Source organism: Streptomyces sp. NPDC088157 (assembly GCF_044741545.1).
Taxonomy (GTDB): domain Bacteria; phylum Actinomycetota; class Actinomycetes; order Streptomycetales; family Streptomycetaceae; genus Streptomyces.
The window spans coordinates 369,896-387,493 of sequence record NZ_JBIUSU010000001.1; the positions used below are offsets into that span (position 1 = coordinate 369,896).

The window sequence follows — 17,598 nt, forward strand, 5'->3', positions numbered from 1 at the left end:
ACCAATCCACTCCCCAAGGGTGGCTCAACGACGGGATCCCACCCGCACAGGTGGCCGAATGGGCCGGGAACAGCGTGCCGGTGCTGCTGGCCACCTACGCACGGTGTGTCGAAGGGCAGCTGCCTGACTTGAAAAAGCGCCTGGAGGCCGCGGGGGATCTCCCTGAGCTGCCCGACGCCGGCTGGGGCTTCGCGCCGAGGATTTCGACACGTATTCGACAGGGCCACCCGCGAAAACCTGGTGACAGCCGGCCAGCCCCGGAGCCTCCCCTTGATCGTCGGGGAAGTGTCCGGGGCTGCCGTCGTGGCGAGTGAAACGTGCTCTGAGCAGCAAAAATGCCCTCCCGAAGGGAGGGCGGAGACTTGCGCCCCCGGCAGGACTCGAACCTGCGGCCAAGCGCTTAGAAGGCGCCTGCTCTATCCACTGAGCTACGGGGGCCGGGTGTGGTGGCCTCGTACGTGCTGCCCGGGTGTGGGCCGATCCGTCACGCTGCCGGGGACAAGGATAGGGCTCCCGATTCCTTGTCCTGGTTGCTTCACCTCCGTGGCTCAATGTGGAGGTTCGGTGAAGCGGTCCTGATAATCGCAGGCAGGTGCGAATCGTGCATCGCTTTTGGCGTCTCGGGCCACGGGTGTTGTGCACTCGTTATGCCTGCGCTGTGCCTCTGTCCCAGTCGCACCTTCCGTCCGTTGTGTCCTATCGGCGCGCAGACATGCCTATATGCTTCATAAATCCCCTAAAATTGGGCATTCTTCGCATGTGGTGACCTTGGACGTACGGCCTCAGCTGCTCGACGCACTTTCCGCCCTGCGCGACCGTGTCGCCGCTGCACGCTTCCCGCTTCCCCTGGCGGGGGCCCCACGCGCGCGTGCCAACCGCGACGAACTGCTCGCCCAGCTCGACGACTATCTGGTGCCCCGGCTCAGGCAGCCCGAAGCACCGCTGCTGGTCGTCGTGGGCGGCTCCACCGGCGCGGGCAAGTCGACCCTCGTCAACTCTCTGGTGGGCCGGCGCGTCAGCGAGGCGGGCGTGTTGCGGCCGACTACACGCACTCCGGTGCTCGTATGCCATCCGGCGGACCAGCACTGGTTCAGCGGCATGCGGGTGCTGCCGGGGCTCACCCGCGTGTGGGCGCCCCATCAGGAGTCCACGGACGACCTGTTGCTGCCCGGCGAGGACGGCAGACGCGTGCTGCGGATCGAGACCGCGGACACGCTCCCACCCGGCCTCGCCCTGCTCGACGCGCCCGACATCGACTCCCTGGTGGCCGACAACCGCGTACTCGCCGCCGAACTGATCTGCGCCGCCGACATCTGGGTGATGGTCACGACCGCCGCCCGTTACGCCGACGCCGTGCCCTGGCACCTGCTCCGCACTGCCAAGGAGTACGACGCCATGCTCGTGACCGTCCTCGACCGGGTGCCCCACCAGGTCGTCGGCGAGGTGTCCCGGCAGTACGGCGCGCTGCTCACCAAGGCCGGGCTGGGCGACGTACCACGCTTCACGGTGCCCGAACTGCCCGAGTCCGCCTGGGGCGGTGGGCTTCTTCCGGCCACCGCCGTGGCGCCGCTGCGGACCTGGCTCGTCCACCACGTCCAGGATGCCCATTCCCGCCGCTACGCGCTGGCGCGGACGGCCCAGGGCGTCCTCGACTCCCTCAAGGCCCGGATGCCCGCACTGGCAGGCGCCGCCGCCTCGCAGTACGCGGCGGCGCTGCGGCTCACCTCGGCCGTCGAGGGGGCGTACGACACCGAGTACACGCGCGTGCGGGGCCGTTTGCAGAGCGGTGCGGTGCTCGCCGGCGACGCGCTCAAGCGCTGGCGCGCCTTCCCGCTGGACTGCACCGCCGGTGAACTCCTCGACGCCCTGGCGGAGAGCCTCGGCGCGCTCCTGCTGTGCGCCGTCACGGCCGCGGACGAGCGCGTCGACGAGGCCTGGCGGCGCGAACCGGCGGCGGACGCCCCGGAGCTGACGGACCGCGACACCCCGCCGGAGGACGCCGAGCACCGGATCGGCCTGGCCGTACGACGGTGGCGGCGCGAGCTCGAGGAGTACGCCGAGGACGAGGTGCGCGGCCTCGACCGCGGTGCCGCGCCGGATCCCGAGTCGGTCGCAGCGCTCGTCGCCACCGCCCTGCTGGGCGGCCGCAGAGCACGTTCGGCCGGTGAGGGGCTCGCCGAACGGATCGGCGCGCACGGGGCGCTGCGGCTGCGCGACCGTTCCGGACGGCTGCTCACCGAGTACCTCGACCGCGTGATGCACACCGAACGCGAGCGCCGCCTCGCGCCCCTCGACGGACTCGAAGTCCACCCCGAACCCCAGTCCGAACTCATCGCCGCGCTGTCCGTACTTCAGAAGGAGAGGTGACCGGTGACCGCCGTCACTGACCAGGACCACACGGACAACGACCACACAGCCGACGACCACACCGACAACGACCACAGGGCCAACCAGCACAGGGCCGACAACCACAGGGCCGACAACCACAGGGACGGCGGTCGCGCGGGCGGCGATCACGACGGCAACCGGGACGCGGAGCAGGGGAAGGACAGCCGCCCGGGGAGGGCGGAGAACCCGGAAGGCGGGGAGCAGGCGTTGGACCGTGCGGACTCGAAGGACGGCCGTGCGGCCGAGCGGCCCGCGCGGGAATCCGAAGCGCGGGAGGCCGCAGTCCACGCGCGCGTACCCGACGCGGAAGGGGTCGCCTCCCCTCGTGGGGAGTCCGGCGCGGGCCCGCGCCCACCCGCGGCCTCCCGTACGGAACCGCGTGCGGAAGCCGGGACGGAACCCCGGACGGAGTCCGTCGGGGCCTGGGACGACGGTCTCATCGCCCGCCGGGTGAACGAAGCCGCCGCCGCCGAGCAGGCCGCTGTCATGGAGACCCGGATCGGTGGCGGTAAGGGCGGCGGTGGCGGCGGTGGCGGCGGTGGCGGTGGTGCCCTGCCCTCGACACCGCTCTCGTACGACGTTCCCCTGCGGTCCCGGCTCGACGCGCTGCGTGAACTCGTGGGGCTCTCCCGCACCCGGCTCGACAGCCGGACGCTCGCCGAGGCCGGCCGGGTGCTCGACGAGGCGGCGGCCCGGCGGCGACTCTCCGGTCAGCACACCGTCGTCGCCATCGCGGGCGCCACCGGAAGCGGCAAGTCGCAGCTGTTCAACGCCCTGGCCGGAGTGACCATCTCGGAGACGGGCGTACGCCGCCCGACCACCTCCGCGCCCATCGTGTGCAGTTGGAGCGACGGCGCTTCGACCCTCATCGACCGGATCGGCATCCCGGGGCGGCTGCGCAAGCGGCCGGTGCAGAGTCAGGACGCGGAGGCGCAGTTGCGCGGGCTCGTCCTGATCGACCTGCCCGACCACGACTCGGCGGCCGTGCAGCACCGTGAGCAGGTCGACCGCGTCCTGGCGCTCGTCGACGCCGTCATCTGGGTCGTCGATCCCGAGAAGTACGCCGACGCCGTCCTCCACGAGCGCTATCTGCGGCCCATGGCGGGCCACGCGGAGATCATGTTCATCGTCCTCAACCAGGTCGACCGGCTGCCCGGCGAGGCCGCCGAGCTGGTCCTCGACGACCTGCGACGCCTGCTCGACGAGGACGGTGTCGCCCTCGGCGAGTACGGCGAACCGGGCGCGATCGTGCTCGCCCTGTCCGCGCTCACCGGTGACGGCATCGGAGAACTGCGCGAACTGCTCGGCCAGTTCGTCGCCGAGCGGGGCGCCGCGGCACGGCGGATCTCGGCCGATGTGGACGCCGCGGCGTGGCGGTTGCGGCCCGTCTACGCCACCGGGCGGCGCACCGGGCTCAGCGAGGAGGCGCGCGACGAGTTCGCCGACCGCCTGGCGGACGCCGTGGGCGCCACCGCGGCGGGAGAGGCCGCCGAACGCGCCTGGCTGCGCAACGCGGGCCGGGCGTGCGGGACGCCATGGCTGCGGCTGTGGCGGTGGCACCAGGACCGGCGTGACCCTCCCACCGGACGACTGCCGGTCCGCGCCCAGGCCGACGAGGAGGCGACGGCACGGCAACGCGTCGAACAGGCGGTGCGCACGGTGTCCGAGCGGGCCTCGGCGGGACTGCCCACGCCGTGGGCGCAGGCCGTGCGGGAGGCGGCCGTACGCGGTGCCCAGGGACTGCCCGAGGCGCTGGACGAGTTGGCGGCGCGGGCCGGTCTGCCGCCGGGACGACCGCCGCGGCCCGGCTGGTGGCCGGTGGCCGTGCTGGCACAGGCGTGCATGACCCTCCTCCAGGTCGTCGGCGGACTGTGGCTGGTCGGACAGATCATCGGCGTCATGGCGCCGAACCTCGGGGTTCCGGTGCTGCTGATGGTGACGGGCATCATCGGCGGCCCGCTCGTCGAGTGGAGCTGCCGACTGGCGGCTCGGGGACCGGCCCGGCGGTACGGCCACGATGCGGAGCGCCGACTGCGGGAGGCGGCGGCCGGGTGCGGCAGGGCCCGCGTACTGGATCCCGTCGCCGCGGAGCTGCTGCGGTACCGGGAGGTCCGGGAGCAGTACGGGCGGGTCATGGGGGTGGGGGCCGCCGCGAGGTGAACCGCGTGGCAGGGGAGTGATCCACAGGCAGGGGCATGTGGATCACTCGTCCGGGTGGTGGGGTTTTCCACAGGCGGGTGGTGGTCCACAGCGCTCGGCGGGCCTGTTCCGACGGAGGCAGTCTGGCTTCGCGGCGATCGTGACGGACGCGGTCGCCGCGAGGGCGGTGACGGTACGCGGTGCACGGGACCGCGGCGGTCACGGCGGACGCAGCCGTACGGGACGGGCCCGTACGTGTATCCGGGCGGTACGGCCGTCCGGCGAGGAGGGGTTCGCGATGAACGAGACGATGATCTGCGCGGTCGGCAACGTGGCGACGCAGCCGGTCTACCGGGACCTGGCGACGGGCGCCTCGGCGAGGTTCCGGCTGGCGGTGACCGCGCGCTACTGGGACCGCGAGAAGGCCACCTGGACCGACGGGCACACCAACTTCTTCACGGTGTGGGCCAACCGGCAACTGGCCACCAACGCGATGGCCTCGCTGAACGTCGGTGACCCGGTGATGGTGCAGGGCAGGCTGAAGGTGCGCACGGAGCCGCGCGAGGGACAGCAGAACCGGACCTCGGCGGACATCGACGCCGTGGCGATCGGACATGACATCGCACGGGGCACCTCCGCCTTCCGGAGGTCGGGCCGCCCCGAGGGGACGGGCGCCGGCGCACCGGCGCGGCCCGAGCCCAACTGGGAGACACCTGCCGCGGATGCCACCGAGCCGGAACCCCACACCCCACGACGCCGTGAGCCGGCGGCGGTGACGTGAGCTGAAGGGCGGGCGGCGGGTCCGATGCCGTGCCGTGCCGTGCCGTGCGGTGCGGTGTGGTGCCGTGTGGTGCGGTGTGGTGCGGTGTGGTGCGGTGTGGTGCGGTGCCGTGTCGTGTGGTGCGGTGCGGTGCCGTGTCGTGCACCGCGGGCGGCGCGGGATGCCGACGGCGACTTGCGCTGCCCTGCGACGGAATGGTGACGGGCTGTCAGTGCCCGCGTCCACCGGCGCCGTACCGAACTGTGGCTTATCGACGCATGCGCTTCGAACGGCTAAGTGGACTTGTCGATAAGCCGGACCCTTGGACGATCTTGGGGATAACGATTCCGATTCGGATCGGCGTTCCGATGAGATGACCGGTAAGCGTGGTGCGCGACGTCTCTAGGATGCCGGACGTGGCTCACGGGGCTTCTGATTCTGCTGGTGGGACCCGTACCCCCCACATCAACGGGTCTCGCTCGAAGGGGAATTGTGTGATTTCTTCGTTCTCCGCGCCGTTCGCGCGCGGGCGAGGGGTGGTCCGCCTTGCCGCGGCGACGTTGGTGTCCGGCTTCGTCGCCGTCGGTGTGCTCGCCGGTACGGGCACGGCCGCCGCCGCTGAGGTGACACAGAGTCAGGGCGGGGCCACCGCGACGATAGGCGGCCTCAAGACCTATGGCGCCGTCGTGATCCACGCCGACAGCGGAGACCAGGAGGTGTCGGCCGGCCTGTTCGAGATGTCCGTCGACGGCGGCGGCACCTTGCAGACCTACTGCGTCGACCTCTACAACCCCACGCAGAAGGACGCCAAGTACCGGGAGACGCCCTGGAGCGGCACCTCACTGGGCGCCAACCAGAACGCGGGCCGGATCCGTTGGATCCTTCAGAACTCCTACCCCCAGGTCAACGACCTCGCCTCGCTCGCGGAGAAGGCCGGCATCGCCGGCGGTCTCACCGAACAGGACGCGGCCGCCGGCACCCAGGTGGCCATCTGGCGCTATTCGGACGGCGCCGACGTCGACGCCGTCGACCCGCAGGCCGAGCGTCTCGCGGACTACCTCCACAAGGCAGCCCGCACCATGGCGGAGCCCAAGGCTTCACTCACCCTCGAAGCGCCCGCCGTGTCCGGTCACCCCGGCACACTGCTCGGCCCGGTGACCGTGCACACCAACGCGAGCGGCGTGACCGTGACGCCCCCGCTGGACGCCGCCACCAGCGGCGTACGGATCGTCGGCAAGGACGGCAAGGTGGTCACGTCCGTGACGGACGGCAGCCGGCTGTTCTTCGACGTGCCCGCCGCCGCGGCCGACGGCTCGGCCGAACTGACCGTCCAGGCCTCGACCACGGTGCCCGTCGGCCGCGCCTTCACCTCGGAGAGCCGCAGCCAGACCCAGATCCTGGCCGGCTCCAGCGAGTCGACGGTGTCGGCGACGGCGAGCGCGACCTGGGCGAAGCAGGGCGCCGTACCGGCCCTGTCCGCGGCGAAGAACTGCGCGAAGAGCGGAGTGGACATCACCGCCGCCAACCAGGGCGACCAGGTCTTCACCTTCGAGCTGATGGGGACCGCGTACACCATGCCGGCCGGCGCGTCCCGGACGGTGACGATCCCGCTCCAGGAAGACCAGGCCTACGACTTCACGATCAACGGCCCGCAAGGCGTCGAAAGCCGCTTCACGGGCGTCCTGGACTGCGAGACCCAGACCGACGAGACCGCCGACCTGACCACCCAGACGCTCAGCGAGCCCAGCCCGGCCACCGTGGGTGGCACCTCCAGCACCGACGACACCAACCTCGCCGCGACGGGCGGCACCAGCGCCACCCCCCTCATCGCAGGCACCGCCATCGGCCTGGTGGTCATCGGTGGAGCGGCCCTGCTGCTCGTGGGACGCAAGGAGAACGAGACCCGGCACTGACCCGACGGCGGCCGAAGTGCGCGCCGGTGCCGACGGGCGCGGACCATCCGTCGGCCGTGGCCGGTGACGTCGGTGCCTGTCGGTGAAGTCGGTGCCGATGAGGTCGATGAGTCGCCCGACGGGGTGGCGGACCGGTATCTGACGGCTCGTCGACATGGGAGCGCCTCGAAGGGGCATGCGCAGACATGAGTCGAAAGTAAGGAGCGCGTGGCCCGCTCGGTCCGTGCAACCGACAACCGGGAGTATCTGATGACGAGTTATGGCAACTCTTCTACCGTGTCCTCCGGATCGCGCACCAACGGCCTGGCGATCGCGAGTCTCTGCTGCGGCATCGTCGGACTGTTCATCCTGAACATCGTCCTGGGACCCCTGGCCATCATCTTCGGTGCCGTCGCGCGACGCCAGGCGGCAGTCAGGAACGGCGCCGGAATGGCGAAGGCCGGCATCATCCTCGGCGTCGTGGACGTGGTGCTCTGGCTCGTACTGCTGGCCGTCGCCGCCAGCAACGGCGGATTCAGCTGGTACGTCGGCGGCTGACAGCCGTAGACGATCCACGGGGTGCCCGGCCGACCGCTGGGCACCCTGCCGCTGCCGCTGCCGCCACTGCCCTCAGGCTGCGTGCCACCTCAGCGTCCGGTGTGAAGCCGGTACCGAGCGATATCGGGCCGCACCCCGGCCGTCCCGTCACTCGGCGGTGACCGGGAGTGACGGACGCGCGCCCCGTCCCAAGGACGAACCCCCAGCTCACAGCGCCCCGACCGAACGGGTTAACACCCAGGGGTGGACCTCAGGCAAGATGGGGTGTATCTGCCCACTGCCAGATTTCAAGCTGCCGGACGGTTTCTCTTGGCTGAGTACATCTACACCATGCGCAAGACACGCAAGGCACACGGCGACAAGGTCATCCTTGACGACGTAACGCTGAGCTTCCTGCCCGGCGCGAAGATCGGTGTGGTCGGGCCGAACGGTGCCGGTAAGTCCACCGTTCTGAAGATCATGGCGGGGCTCGAGCAGCCCTCCAACGGTGACGCGTTCCTGTCGCCCGGGTACAGCGTCGGGATGCTCCTCCAGGAGCCGCCGCTCGACGAGTCCAAGACCGTTCTGCAGAACGTGCAGGACGGGGCAGCCGAGATCATGGGCAAGCTCAGGCGTTTCAACGAGGTCGCCGAGCTGATGGCGACCGACTACTCCGACGCGCTGCTGGACGAGATGGGCAAGCTCCAGGAGGACCTGGACCACGCCAACGCGTGGGACCTGGACACCCAGCTGGAGCAGGCCATGGACGCCCTGGGCTGCCCGCCCGGCGACTGGCCCGTCACCAACCTCTCCGGTGGTGAGCGCCGCCGCGTCGCGCTGTGCAAGCTGCTGCTCGAGGCCCCCGACCTGCTGCTGCTGGACGAGCCCACCAACCACCTGGACGCCGAGTCCGTGCAGTGGCTGGAGCAGCACCTCGCGAAGTACCCCGGCACCGTCGTCGCCGTCACCCACGACCGGTACTTCCTCGACAACGTCGCCGAGTGGATCCTCGAGCTCGACCGAGGCCGCGCCCACCCCTACGAGGGCAACTACTCCACCTACCTCGACACCAAGGCGAGCCGTCTCAAGGTGGAGGGGGCGAAGGACGCCAAGCGTGCGAAGCGTCTGAAGGAAGAGCTCGAGTGGGTGCGGTCCAACGCCAAGGGGCGTCAGGCCAAGTCCAAGGCGCGTCTCGCCCGGTACGAGGAGATGGCCGCCGAGGCCGACAAGATGCGGAAGCTGGACTTCGAGGAGATCCAGATCCCGCCGGGCCCGCGCCTGGGTTCCATCGTCGTCGAGGTCAGCAACCTCTCCAAGGCCTTCGGCGAGAAGGTGCTCATCGACGATCTCAGCTTCACGCTCCCGCGTAACGGCATCGTCGGCATCATCGGCCCGAACGGCGCCGGCAAGACCACCCTCTTCAAGATGATCCAGGGGCTCGAAGAGCCGGACTCCGGGTCCATCAAGGTCGGCGAGACCGTCAAGATCTCGTACGTCGACCAGAGCCGCGAGAACATCGACCCGAAGAAGTCGCTGTGGGCCGTGGTCTCCGACGAGCTCGACTACATCAACGTCGGGCAGGTGGAGATGCCGTCGCGGGCGTACGTCTCCGCGTTCGGGTTCAAGGGGCCCGACCAGCAGAAGCCGGCCGGTGTGCTCTCCGGTGGTGAGCGCAACCGTCTGAACCTCGCGCTCACCCTCAAGCAGGGCGGCAACCTGCTCCTCCTCGACGAGCCGACCAACGACCTCGACGTCGAGACGCTGTCCTCCCTGGAGAACGCGCTGCTGGAGTTCCCGGGTGCGGCCGTGGTCGTCTCCCACGACCGGTGGTTCCTCGACCGGGTCGCCACGCACATCCTCGCCTACGAGGGTGACTCCAAGTGGTTCTGGTTCGAGGGCAACTTCGAGTCGTACGAGAAGAACAAGGTCGAGCGGCTGGGTGCGGACGCCGCGCGTCCGCACCGCGCCACCTACAAGAAGCTGACCCGGGGCTGATCGATCTTGCGGCACATCTACCGCTGCCCACTGCGCTGGGCGGACATGGACGCGTACGGCCACGTCAACAACGTGGTCTTCCTCCGCTATCTGGAGGAAGCCCGTATCGACTTCCTGTTCCGCCCGGAAAAGGACTTCAAGCAGGGGTCCGTGGTGGCGCGCCACGAGATCGACTACAAGCGGCAGCTCGTCCACCGGCACTCGCCGGTCGACATCGAGCTGTGGGTCACCCAGATAAGGGCCGCGTCCTTCACCATCTGCTACGAGGTGAAGGACGGGGACGTCGTGTACGTCCGCGCTTCCACCGTCATCGTGCCGTTCGACTTCGAGGCGCAGCGGCCGCGCCGGATCACCGCTGAGGAACGCGAGTTCCTCGAGGGATACCGGGACGACGAGAAGGATGCCGACAAGGAGGCCGTCGCCGCATGACGGTGCTCCACCTCGCCGACGAGGGGGAGGCGGCGGATGTCGCGGCCTTCCTCTCCCGGCTGCTCCACTACGACCGTGGAGCGGCGGTACGGCTCCAGGCGGCCGGCACCGCGCTCGCCGTCTTCGGCCGGCCGCCCTCCTTCGAGGTGCTGGCGATCCGCGCGGTCCGGCTGGGCAAGCCGTACGAGAACGGCCTCGACGTCACGCTGGACGTGACCGTGTCGGCGGGTGAGCTGCTGGAGTCCGTCGACGAGGCCGCCGCGACGGCCGCCGTTCCCGCGGCCGTCACCGGGCCGCCGTGGGCCGGTGTCCTGCCGCCGCGCGGAGGGTGGCGGGCGGAGGCGGGGCTGCCCGCCGCGGACGCGCTGCGCGCGATGGTCGGTGCGGCTGTCGGTGAATTCCGTTCCCGCAGCGAGGAGTTGACGTCCGAGCTGCGGACACGGGCCGAGCTCGACCGGATCGGGCGGGAGATCTGGTCCCGGTCGGTCGGGGACACCGGCCTTCCCGTGCGCGCCGTGCACGCGGCCCAGTCGCTCGGATTCCTACGGCCCTCGACGGGGTCGGGGGAGCTGAAGCTGCTCTCGCTCGGTGCGTGGCTGCGGCTGCGCACACCGTACGGATCGATCGCCGTGCGGCGGGCGGGGCAGCTGGGGATGCTCGACGTCAGCGTGCGCTGACGCTCGTCGCGTCCGGAAGCGGCCTACCCCTCGACGCGCCTCTCGGCAGGTCCGCCGGATTGGACCCCGAGAGGGCCCCGGCACACGTGGTCTCTCGGCAGTCGCCGGACGGGTCTCTCGACAGCTCGCCCCGCAGGCTCCGACGCGGGGCGGGTCGCCCGCAGCTCCCGCAGCCCCCGCAGTCTCCGACGCGTCCCGTGCCAGGCCTCGTCGAGGTCTACTCCGGGGTGTTCACCATCGACGCCGCGGCGTACGTCAGGTAGTTCCACAGGGTGTGCTCGTGCTCCTCGGACAGACCGAGCTCGTCCACCGCGATCCGCATGTGCTTCAGCCAGGCGTCGTGCGCGGCCCGGTCCACGACGAAGGGGGCGTGCCGCATGCGCAGCCGGGGGTGGCCGCGGTTCTCGCTGTAGGTCGTCGGACCGCCCCAGTACTGCATGAGGAACAACGCGAAACGCTCCTCGGCCGGGCCCAGGTCCTCCTCCGGGTACATGGGCCGCAGCAACGGGTCCTCGGCGACTCCCTGATAGAAACGGTGGACCAGCCGGCGGAAGGTCTCCTCCCCACCGACCTGCTCGTAGAAGGTCTGCTCCTGAAGCGTGCCGCGCCGAATCTCTTTCACGCCTCCCATGGTCTCAGACCGGGAGACGGAGGACTTGAGGCTTAGGACCGCCCATCCGACCCTCCCAGCGGCTCGCTTCCAGGGGCCGCGCGTCGCACAGTGGAGGCATGAGCGCGGACGCACTCGACCAGGAGCGGGCAGACCTCGCCGCCTCGGCGCAGGCCGGACTGCTGCGCCAGATCGAGGCGAGCGGGGCCTTCGCCGCCGATCCGCGCTGGCGGGAGGCGTTCGCGGCGGTCCCGCGCCACCTCTTCGTGCCGTACTACTACGTCAGCGGCGTGGGCGGATACGAACGGCGCTGGGGCGAGAGCCCCGACCCGCGCACCCGGGAACGGTGGCTGCGGGGCGTGTACGAGGACACCCCGCTGGCCACCCGGCTGCGCGACGGTGTGCTGCTCTCGTCCAGCAGCCAGCCCTCGCTGATGGCGTTGATGCTGGCCGAGCTGCGGGTCGAGGACGGCGACCGGGTCCTGGAGATCGGCGCGGGCACCGGGTACAACGCGGCGCTGATGTCGTACCGGCTGGGCGAGGGGAACGTCACCACCGTCGACCTGGATCCGGAGATCACCGAGTCCGCCCGCAGGCATCTCGACGACGCCGGGTACCGGCCGACCGTCGTCACCGGGGACGGGGCGCGCGGGGTCCCCGAACGCGCCCCCTTCGACCGGATCATCGCGACCTGCACGCTGACGTCGATCCCGCGCGACTGGCTCGCCCAGTGCGCCCCCGGAGCCCTGATCCTGGCCCCGCTGGCCACCGGGCTGATCGCGCTGACCGTCCGGGACGCCGGACATGCCGAGGGACGGTTCCTGGAGACCGCGGCCTACTTCGTGCCGCTGCGTGGGTCGGACCGGCCGGAGCCGGAGCCGGTGGCGCTCGCCGGGGTGCCGCGCCGGGCCCGGGAGAGCGACCGGTTCCGGTTCCTGCTGGCCCTGACCAGGGGCACCCTCGACCCACACGAGGCGGCCGCCCTGTGGGAGCGCGAGGGCATGCCGGGACGGGAGCGGTACGGCATCACGCTCGGCGCCGAGCACGCGTGGGCGTGGCTCGACGAACCGGAGGGGCCGTACGTGTGGCCCCTGCCGGATTCGTCGGATTCTTCGGGTCCGTCGGGTCGGGCGGCGGGTGGATCGGCTGAGCCCGGTCCGTCGGGTGGATCGGCTGAGCCCGGTCCGTCGGGTCCGGGCTCCGTCGACGCCTAGCCGCGGCGGATCGTGATCGTCGTCCAGGCGCCGACATGCACCTGGTCGCCGTCCTGGAGCGGTACCGGGACGAACGGCTGGATCGGTTCTTCCGAGCCGTTGACCGTCGTGCCGTTCGTCGAGTTCTGGTCGACGACCGCCCAGGAGCCGTCCGGCTGCTGCACCAGCACCGCGTGCTGGTGCGAGACGCCCGGGTCCTCCGGCGGCACTGAGAGGTCCAGGTCGGGGGTCTCGCCGGTGGAGTGACGACGGCGGCCGATGGTGAACTGGTTGCCGGTGAGCGTGCGCTGCTGCTCGGGCGAGTACGCGGGCAGGTTCAGACCCGCGGCCTCGGGACCCGAGCGGTGCATCATCGCCATGAAGTACGCACGGTCCGGTCCGATGGTCACCATCCAGGTGGCCGACTGCTGCGGGAAGCCGGGCCCGGGCGGGGGCGGCGCCTGGTTGGCGCCGGGCTGCGGATATCCGTAGCCGCCGCCCTGACCGGGGCCACCGGGAGCGCCCTGGCCGGGGCCGGTGTTCGACGGCGGGGAGATCACCCAGTCGTCCTCACCGCCGAACGGCTGGCCGCCGGGCTGCGGACGGCCCGTCTCCTGCGGGAACGCGGGCGGGGCCGTCGCGCCGGACGACTGGAAGGCCTGCGGAGCCCCGGGGCCACCCTGAGCTCGGGGATCACCCTGGCCGCCGCCGAAGCCGCCCTGGCCCGGTATCCCGGGACCGGCCGTCGGGGTGGGCCCGGGCGGCGGGGGAACGGGGCGCGAAGGGTCGGCGCCGAAGCCGGACGGACCACCGGGACCGGCGCCGGGCGGGCCCGGGGGACGGCCACCGGGGCCGAAGGGGTCGCCGCCGGGACCGGAAGGCTCGCGCCGGAAGGGGGCGCCGCCCTGGCCGGAAGGCTCACGTCCGAAGGGGTCGGAGGCCTGCCCGGTCTGCTCACGCCGGTAGGGGTCCGAGGGCGGACCCGACGGCTCGCGTCCGAAGGGATCACCGGGCGGGCCGGGGGGACGGCCGCCGGGGCCGCCCTGCTCACGACCGAAGGGGTCGCCACCCTGGCCGGAAGGCTCGCGCCGGAAGGGGTCGCCGCCCTGACCGGACGGGTCACGCCCGAAGGCACCCGCGGGCGGACCACCGGCAGGACCACCCGGATTACCGTGCCTGCCCTGTCCGCCCTGTCCGCCGCCGTGCCTGCCCTGTCCGCCGGGACCGCCCGGGCCCGACGGCTCGCCGCCGAACGGCGGGATCGGTTCCGCGGGACGGTTCATCTGGGACGGGCGGGAACTCTGGTAGTCGAAGGAGTCGCTGCCCCCGTAGGACGGAGGCGGCGGCTGGTAGCCCCCGCCCGGACCGGGACCACCCGGACCGGGACCACCAGGACCACCCTGACCCGGACCGCCGAGACCCGCGCCGGGGCCCGGCGCCGTCGGGCGCGGGGCGGCCGGGGTGTACGAGGTGGCCGTGTTGGTCAGGAAGTTCCACCGGCACTCCTCGCAGAACGGCGCACCGCCCTCACGGGGCGTACGGCACTGCGGGCAGAGCTCGGGTTCGTGGTCCGGTACGGACGACAGGTGCCGTCCACCGGGCTGGCCGCCCTGGCCCTGGCCGGGCGGGGGCGGGAAGCCGTAGCCGCCGGCGGTCGGAGGCGGCGGGGGAGGGGGTGGAGGTACGGCACCGGCCATGCGGTGACCGCAGACCTCGCACCAGTCGTCGGAACCCGACTGGTGTCCGTTCGGGCAGGTCGGCATGTCGGCGCGTCCCCCTCTCTCCTTCGGTGTCCCTAAAGCGTGTTCAGGTCACTTCTTTACACGAACAGTCTTTGTGGACCGGGTCTCGAGCGTCATCTCGTCGGCGTCCGTGACCTTCGCCTTCAGTCGCACAGTACCTGTCGTGGCATCGACCACGTCCACCACCTTCGCAAGCAGTTTCGCAGTATCACCGTTCCCCGAGGCGCTCGCGAGCTGAACCGCACGGCCCAGTTTGGCCGTTGCTCCATCCATATCGCCCGCTTTGCGAAGGTCAAGCCCTTGCTGGATGACCTGTGCCAGTTCGGCCTGGCCCGTGTAGTGCGCGACCTGAGGGTTGATCGACGTGGAGGCGGACATGTCGTCGGTCCAGACGGCCTTCACGAGACCTTGCGCACCCAGGTTCTGAGCCGGGCCCTCCGGCTGCGGAATGACCAGCGAGACGCGGGCGGCGAGCATCTCCTGACCGACGTTCGCGGAGGGGACCTCGACGCACACGTGGTAGTCGCGGGACTCGTCGCCCCAGGAACCGGTGGGGTAGTCGCCCGCGCGCGGGCCCGCCTCCGTGCGGCGTCCGGTCAGCTCCTCGACCGTCGGCGCGACCTGCTTGACGAACTTGATGGCGGTGCCGACCGGGGTCCACAGCCGCAGCGCGACGTCCGCGACCTCCTTCCCCATCGCCGTCTCCATCATCTGCGTGAAGTCGGTGGCGAGACCGGCCGGGTCGGCGACGATGTCGGCGGTGCCGAGCAGGGCGGAGGCGATCCCTGTGACTTCTTTCACTTCCCAGTCGGTGCCCACGCCACGGGCGTCACAGGTGAAACGTCCGGCGCAGTCGTCGAGGGCGGCCTTGAGGTCCTGTGGCGACTCGTGCTCGTTACGGCCGTCGGTGAGCAGGATGCCGTGCCGGATGGCGACGTCCGCTGTGGACAGCAGCCGGTCGGCCAGCCGCAGCCAGGTGCCGATCGCCGTGCCGCCGCCCGCGCTCAGCCGACGCAGTGCCTGCTTGGCCTGGTGACGGGTGGTCGCGTCGGCCACCGCGAGCCGGCCGCCGCCCGGGTAGACCTCCTTGGCGACGTGCGTGCCGCCGATCACCGAGAAGTGCACACCGTCGCGCAGGGTGTCGATGGCGGCGGCGGTGGCGTCGCGGGCGTTGCGCATCTTGGTCGGCGGATAGTCCATGGAGCCGGAACAGTCCACCATGATCGCCACGGCGGCGGACGGGCCCTGGCTCGGCGAGTACAGGTGCGGCGCGGCTGCCGCGCTGCCGACCGTGCCGCCGCCGGTGGCGGTGACCGTGACGATCGCGTTGACCTCGCGGCCGCCTTCCGGCAGGTACTCGTTCTGATAGACGTCCACCGAGAACTGCGGCACGTTCGACTTCGAGAAATTGGCCATGCCTACTCAAATCCCCCTCGGCAGCCCCACGTGTTCGTGGGGTGATGTGTGGCTACGGACCGGTCCCCACCGGTCCGTACGCGTGCTTCCCCGTGCTTCCCGTGTTTCCGGTGTTTCCCCGTGTTTCCGATGTCTCCGGTGTTTCCCTGTTTGCGGCCTCAGGCCGATCCTGCCCCCTGCGCGGGGGCGGGGAACGGCACGACGGCCACTGTTACGTTGTCGTGGCCCCCGCCGTCCAAGGCGTGGCCGACCAGGACGCGTGCGCTGTGCAGCGGCCGTGCGCAGGCGTCCGGCGGGACGACCTCGGCCATTTCCTCGGCGGCCTCCGCGTAGTTCCACAGACCGTCCGTGCACACCACCACCACACCAGGCCGGTCCGGCTTGAAGGAAGCGGTGTGCGGCTCCAGTTCGTAGGCGTCGGCGCCGAGCCAGCCGGTGATCGCGTGGGCGCGCTCGTCGGCGTAGGCCTCCGCCTCGTTCATCAGACCCGCGGCGACCATCTGCGCGGCCCACGAGTCGTCCTCGGTGAGCCGGGCCGGAGACGAACTCCGGTCCGTCGGGACCCAGTAGGCGCGGCTGTCGCCGACCCAGCCGACGACGAGCAGTCCCGGCGTGACGATCGACCCGACGAGGGTGCAGGCGGGGGCGTTCTGGTGCGGGGCGTGCTCGCGGGCCGTGGCCGGCTCGTCGGCCAGCGCGTTGACCGCGTACGAGGCGGCGACGATCGCCTCGTGCATGGCCTGCTGCGGGTGCGTGCCCTGCGGCAGGGCTGCGAGCAGCGACTCCCTGGCCGCCTTGGACGCAGCGAGGGAGGCGTCGTCGGGGCGGGTCGCGGAGGACACGCCGTCGCAGACGATCGCCACGAGCGCGGGGGAGCCGTCGGGCAGGGCGGCGCGGCCGAGGCCGAAGGCGTCCTCGTTGCGGTGGTGACGCAGACCGCGGTCGCTGACGGCGGCCATGGGACCCGACTCCAGCTCCATGTGGTCGCGTTCGCGCGGTTGGGCGTGTCCGCAGTTCTCGCAGTACCCGTCGTCGTCGACCCGGCCCGCCCGGCACGCCACGCACACCTGCGCGGTCTCGGTCTCGGCCACCGCGGCGGCCACCCGGGGATCCGGCGCCTGAAGGGCGTACTCGTCGGGCTCCGAAGGCCGGTCGAACCGCACACCGGAGGCACCGGCGCCTTCGGTGACACCGGGTGCGCCGGAGACGGGTGCGCCCGGGGCGGGGGATCCGGTGGCGGGCGGCGGGAGGGGGGAGCCCGGGGAGGGCGGCACGGACGCTCCGGAACCCGGCGGCACCGGTGCTCCGAATCCTGGCGGCACCGGTGCTCCTGAGTTCTGCGGCACCGGCACTCCGGAACCCGGCGGCACCTGTGCCGCGGAGCCCTGCGGTTCCGGCACTCCGGAACCCGAAGGCGCCGGCGTTCCGGAAAACGACGGTGGCGGCACCGCGCCGTCCGGCGGCAGCGCCGCGGCGGCGGCACCGCTCACACCGGCACCGCTGAAACCGGCGGCACCGCTCGCGGCTGCGCCGGTGTGACCAGCGCCGCTGAAGCCGGCTCCGCTCGCACCCGCGCCGCTCACACCGGCGCCCGGCACGGCCGTACCGCTCACCGTCGGACCCGTCGGACCCGTCGGCGCCTGCGCGGGAGCCGGCTGGGCCGAGCCGTTCATCGTGAGGGTCGGGTGGTCGTCCGGGCGCCGCGGTACGGCGGACAGGTCGTATCCGCACGCACCGCAGAAACGGTCACCCGCGTCGAGCGGCTCCGCGCAGCTCGGACACGTCGGCAGGGCGGCCTGCCGGGGCATCTGCGACATCAA

The 17,598-nt window shown here is 71.6% G+C and carries 13 protein-coding genes and 1 tRNA gene; 9 read left to right on the top strand and 5 right to left on the bottom strand.

Annotated features, from left to right (window positions below):
• Positions 1–365: 365 nt before the first annotated feature.
• Positions 366–438 (bottom strand) — tRNA-Arg (locus ACIPFH_RS01615).
• A 321-nt stretch (positions 439–759) separates the two neighbouring features.
• Between ACIPFH_RS01615 and ACIPFH_RS01620 the strand changes: the two genes are divergently transcribed.
• The 8 genes from ACIPFH_RS01620 (at position 760) to ACIPFH_RS01655 (ending at position 10,817) form a co-directional block, all read left to right on the top strand.
• Complete coding sequence (locus ACIPFH_RS01620; protein WP_401822018.1) at positions 760–2,367, top strand: dynamin family protein; 1,608 nt, start codon at positions 760–762, stop codon at positions 2,365–2,367.
• A gap of 3 nt (positions 2,368–2,370) precedes the next feature.
• The gene (locus ACIPFH_RS01625) at positions 2,371–4,548 is read left to right on the top strand and encodes a GTPase (RefSeq protein WP_401822020.1); all 2,178 of its coding nucleotides are present in this window, start codon (positions 2,371–2,373) and stop codon (positions 4,546–4,548) included.
• Between the two features lie 277 nt (positions 4,549–4,825).
• Positions 4,826–5,308 carry a single-stranded DNA-binding protein gene (locus ACIPFH_RS01630; RefSeq protein ID WP_401822022.1) on the top strand — a complete coding sequence of 161 codons (483 nt, stop codon included), beginning with the start codon at positions 4,826–4,828 and terminating at the stop codon, positions 5,306–5,308.
• 473 nt (positions 5,309–5,781) lie between these two features.
• The gene (locus ACIPFH_RS01635; protein WP_401822024.1) at positions 5,782–7,200 is read left to right on the top strand and encodes a TQXA domain-containing protein; all 1,419 of its coding nucleotides are present in this window, start codon (positions 5,782–5,784) and stop codon (positions 7,198–7,200) included.
• Positions 7,201–7,449: 249 nt separating this feature from the next.
• Entirely contained in the window at positions 7,450–7,737 is a 288-nt protein-coding gene (locus ACIPFH_RS01640; RefSeq protein WP_359123152.1) for a DUF4190 domain-containing protein, read from the top strand.
• A gap of 309 nt (positions 7,738–8,046) precedes the next feature.
• Positions 8,047–9,711 carry an energy-dependent translational throttle protein EttA gene (gene ettA / locus ACIPFH_RS01645; RefSeq protein ID WP_356252065.1) on the top strand — a complete coding sequence of 555 codons (1,665 nt, stop codon included), beginning with the start codon at positions 8,047–8,049 and terminating at the stop codon, positions 9,709–9,711.
• Positions 9,712–9,717: 6 nt separating this feature from the next.
• Positions 9,718–10,140, top strand: a complete 423-nt coding sequence (locus ACIPFH_RS01650) for an acyl-CoA thioesterase (RefSeq protein ID WP_401822027.1) — start codon at positions 9,718–9,720, stop codon at positions 10,138–10,140.
• Complete coding sequence (locus ACIPFH_RS01655) at positions 10,137–10,817, top strand: hypothetical protein (RefSeq protein ID WP_401822029.1); 681 nt, start codon at positions 10,137–10,139, stop codon at positions 10,815–10,817. Before ACIPFH_RS01650 ends, ACIPFH_RS01655 begins: the two co-directional genes overlap by 4 nt.
• A 217-nt stretch (positions 10,818–11,034) precedes the next feature.
• Here ACIPFH_RS01655 and ACIPFH_RS01660 read toward each other — a convergent pair whose 3' ends face one another.
• Entirely contained in the window at positions 11,035–11,448 is a 414-nt protein-coding gene (locus ACIPFH_RS01660) for a globin (protein ID WP_401822031.1), read from the bottom strand.
• A 98-nt stretch (positions 11,449–11,546) separates the two neighbouring features.
• Here ACIPFH_RS01660 and ACIPFH_RS01665 point away from each other — a divergent pair, with 98 nt between their 5' ends.
• Entirely contained in the window at positions 11,547–12,641 is a 1,095-nt protein-coding gene (locus ACIPFH_RS01665; RefSeq protein ID WP_401822033.1) for a methyltransferase domain-containing protein, read from the top strand.
• On the opposite strand, the gene ACIPFH_RS01670 is transcribed toward ACIPFH_RS01665, so the two are convergent.
• The 3 genes from ACIPFH_RS01670 to ACIPFH_RS01680 form a co-directional block, all read right to left on the bottom strand.
• Positions 12,638–14,383 (bottom strand): FHA domain-containing protein, encoded by a 1,746-nt coding sequence (locus tag ACIPFH_RS01670; RefSeq protein WP_401822036.1) that lies wholly within the window; start codon positions 14,381–14,383, stop codon positions 12,638–12,640. The genes ACIPFH_RS01665 and ACIPFH_RS01670 overlap by 4 nt on opposite strands.
• A 48-nt stretch (positions 14,384–14,431) precedes the next feature.
• Positions 14,432–15,778: a VWA domain-containing protein gene (locus tag ACIPFH_RS01675; RefSeq protein ID WP_401822038.1), complete on the bottom strand. Its 1,347-nt coding sequence runs from the start codon at positions 15,776–15,778 to the stop codon at positions 14,432–14,434.
• Positions 15,779–15,936: 158 nt separating this feature from the next.
• Positions 15,937–17,595 carry a protein phosphatase 2C domain-containing protein gene (locus ACIPFH_RS01680; protein ID WP_401822041.1) on the bottom strand — a complete coding sequence of 553 codons (1,659 nt, stop codon included), beginning with the start codon at positions 17,593–17,595 and terminating at the stop codon, positions 15,937–15,939.
• Positions 17,596–17,598 lie beyond the last annotated feature (3 nt).

Bases quoted from the DNA above. Each gene is read 5' to 3' on its own strand.
- ACIPFH_RS01660 (WP_401822031.1), bottom strand. From the start codon at position 11,448: ATGGGAGGCGTGAAAGAGATTCGGCGCGGCACGCTTCAGGAGCAGACC.
- ACIPFH_RS01680 (WP_401822041.1), bottom strand. From the start codon at position 17,595: ATGTCGCAGATGCCCCGGCAGGCCGCCCTGCCGACGTGTCCGAGCTGC.
- ACIPFH_RS01640 (WP_359123152.1), top strand. From the start codon at position 7,450: ATGACGAGTTATGGCAACTCTTCTACCGTGTCCTCCGGATCGCGCACC.
- ACIPFH_RS01675 (WP_401822038.1), bottom strand. From the start codon at position 15,778: ATGGCCAATTTCTCGAAGTCGAACGTGCCGCAGTTCTCGGTGGACGTC.
- ACIPFH_RS01630 (WP_401822022.1), top strand. From the start codon at position 4,826: ATGAACGAGACGATGATCTGCGCGGTCGGCAACGTGGCGACGCAGCCG.
- ACIPFH_RS01670 (WP_401822036.1), bottom strand. From the start codon at position 14,383: ATGCCGACCTGCCCGAACGGACACCAGTCGGGTTCCGACGACTGGTGC.
- ACIPFH_RS01665 (WP_401822033.1), top strand. From the start codon at position 11,547: ATGAGCGCGGACGCACTCGACCAGGAGCGGGCAGACCTCGCCGCCTCG.
- ACIPFH_RS01655 (WP_401822029.1), top strand. From the start codon at position 10,137: ATGACGGTGCTCCACCTCGCCGACGAGGGGGAGGCGGCGGATGTCGCG.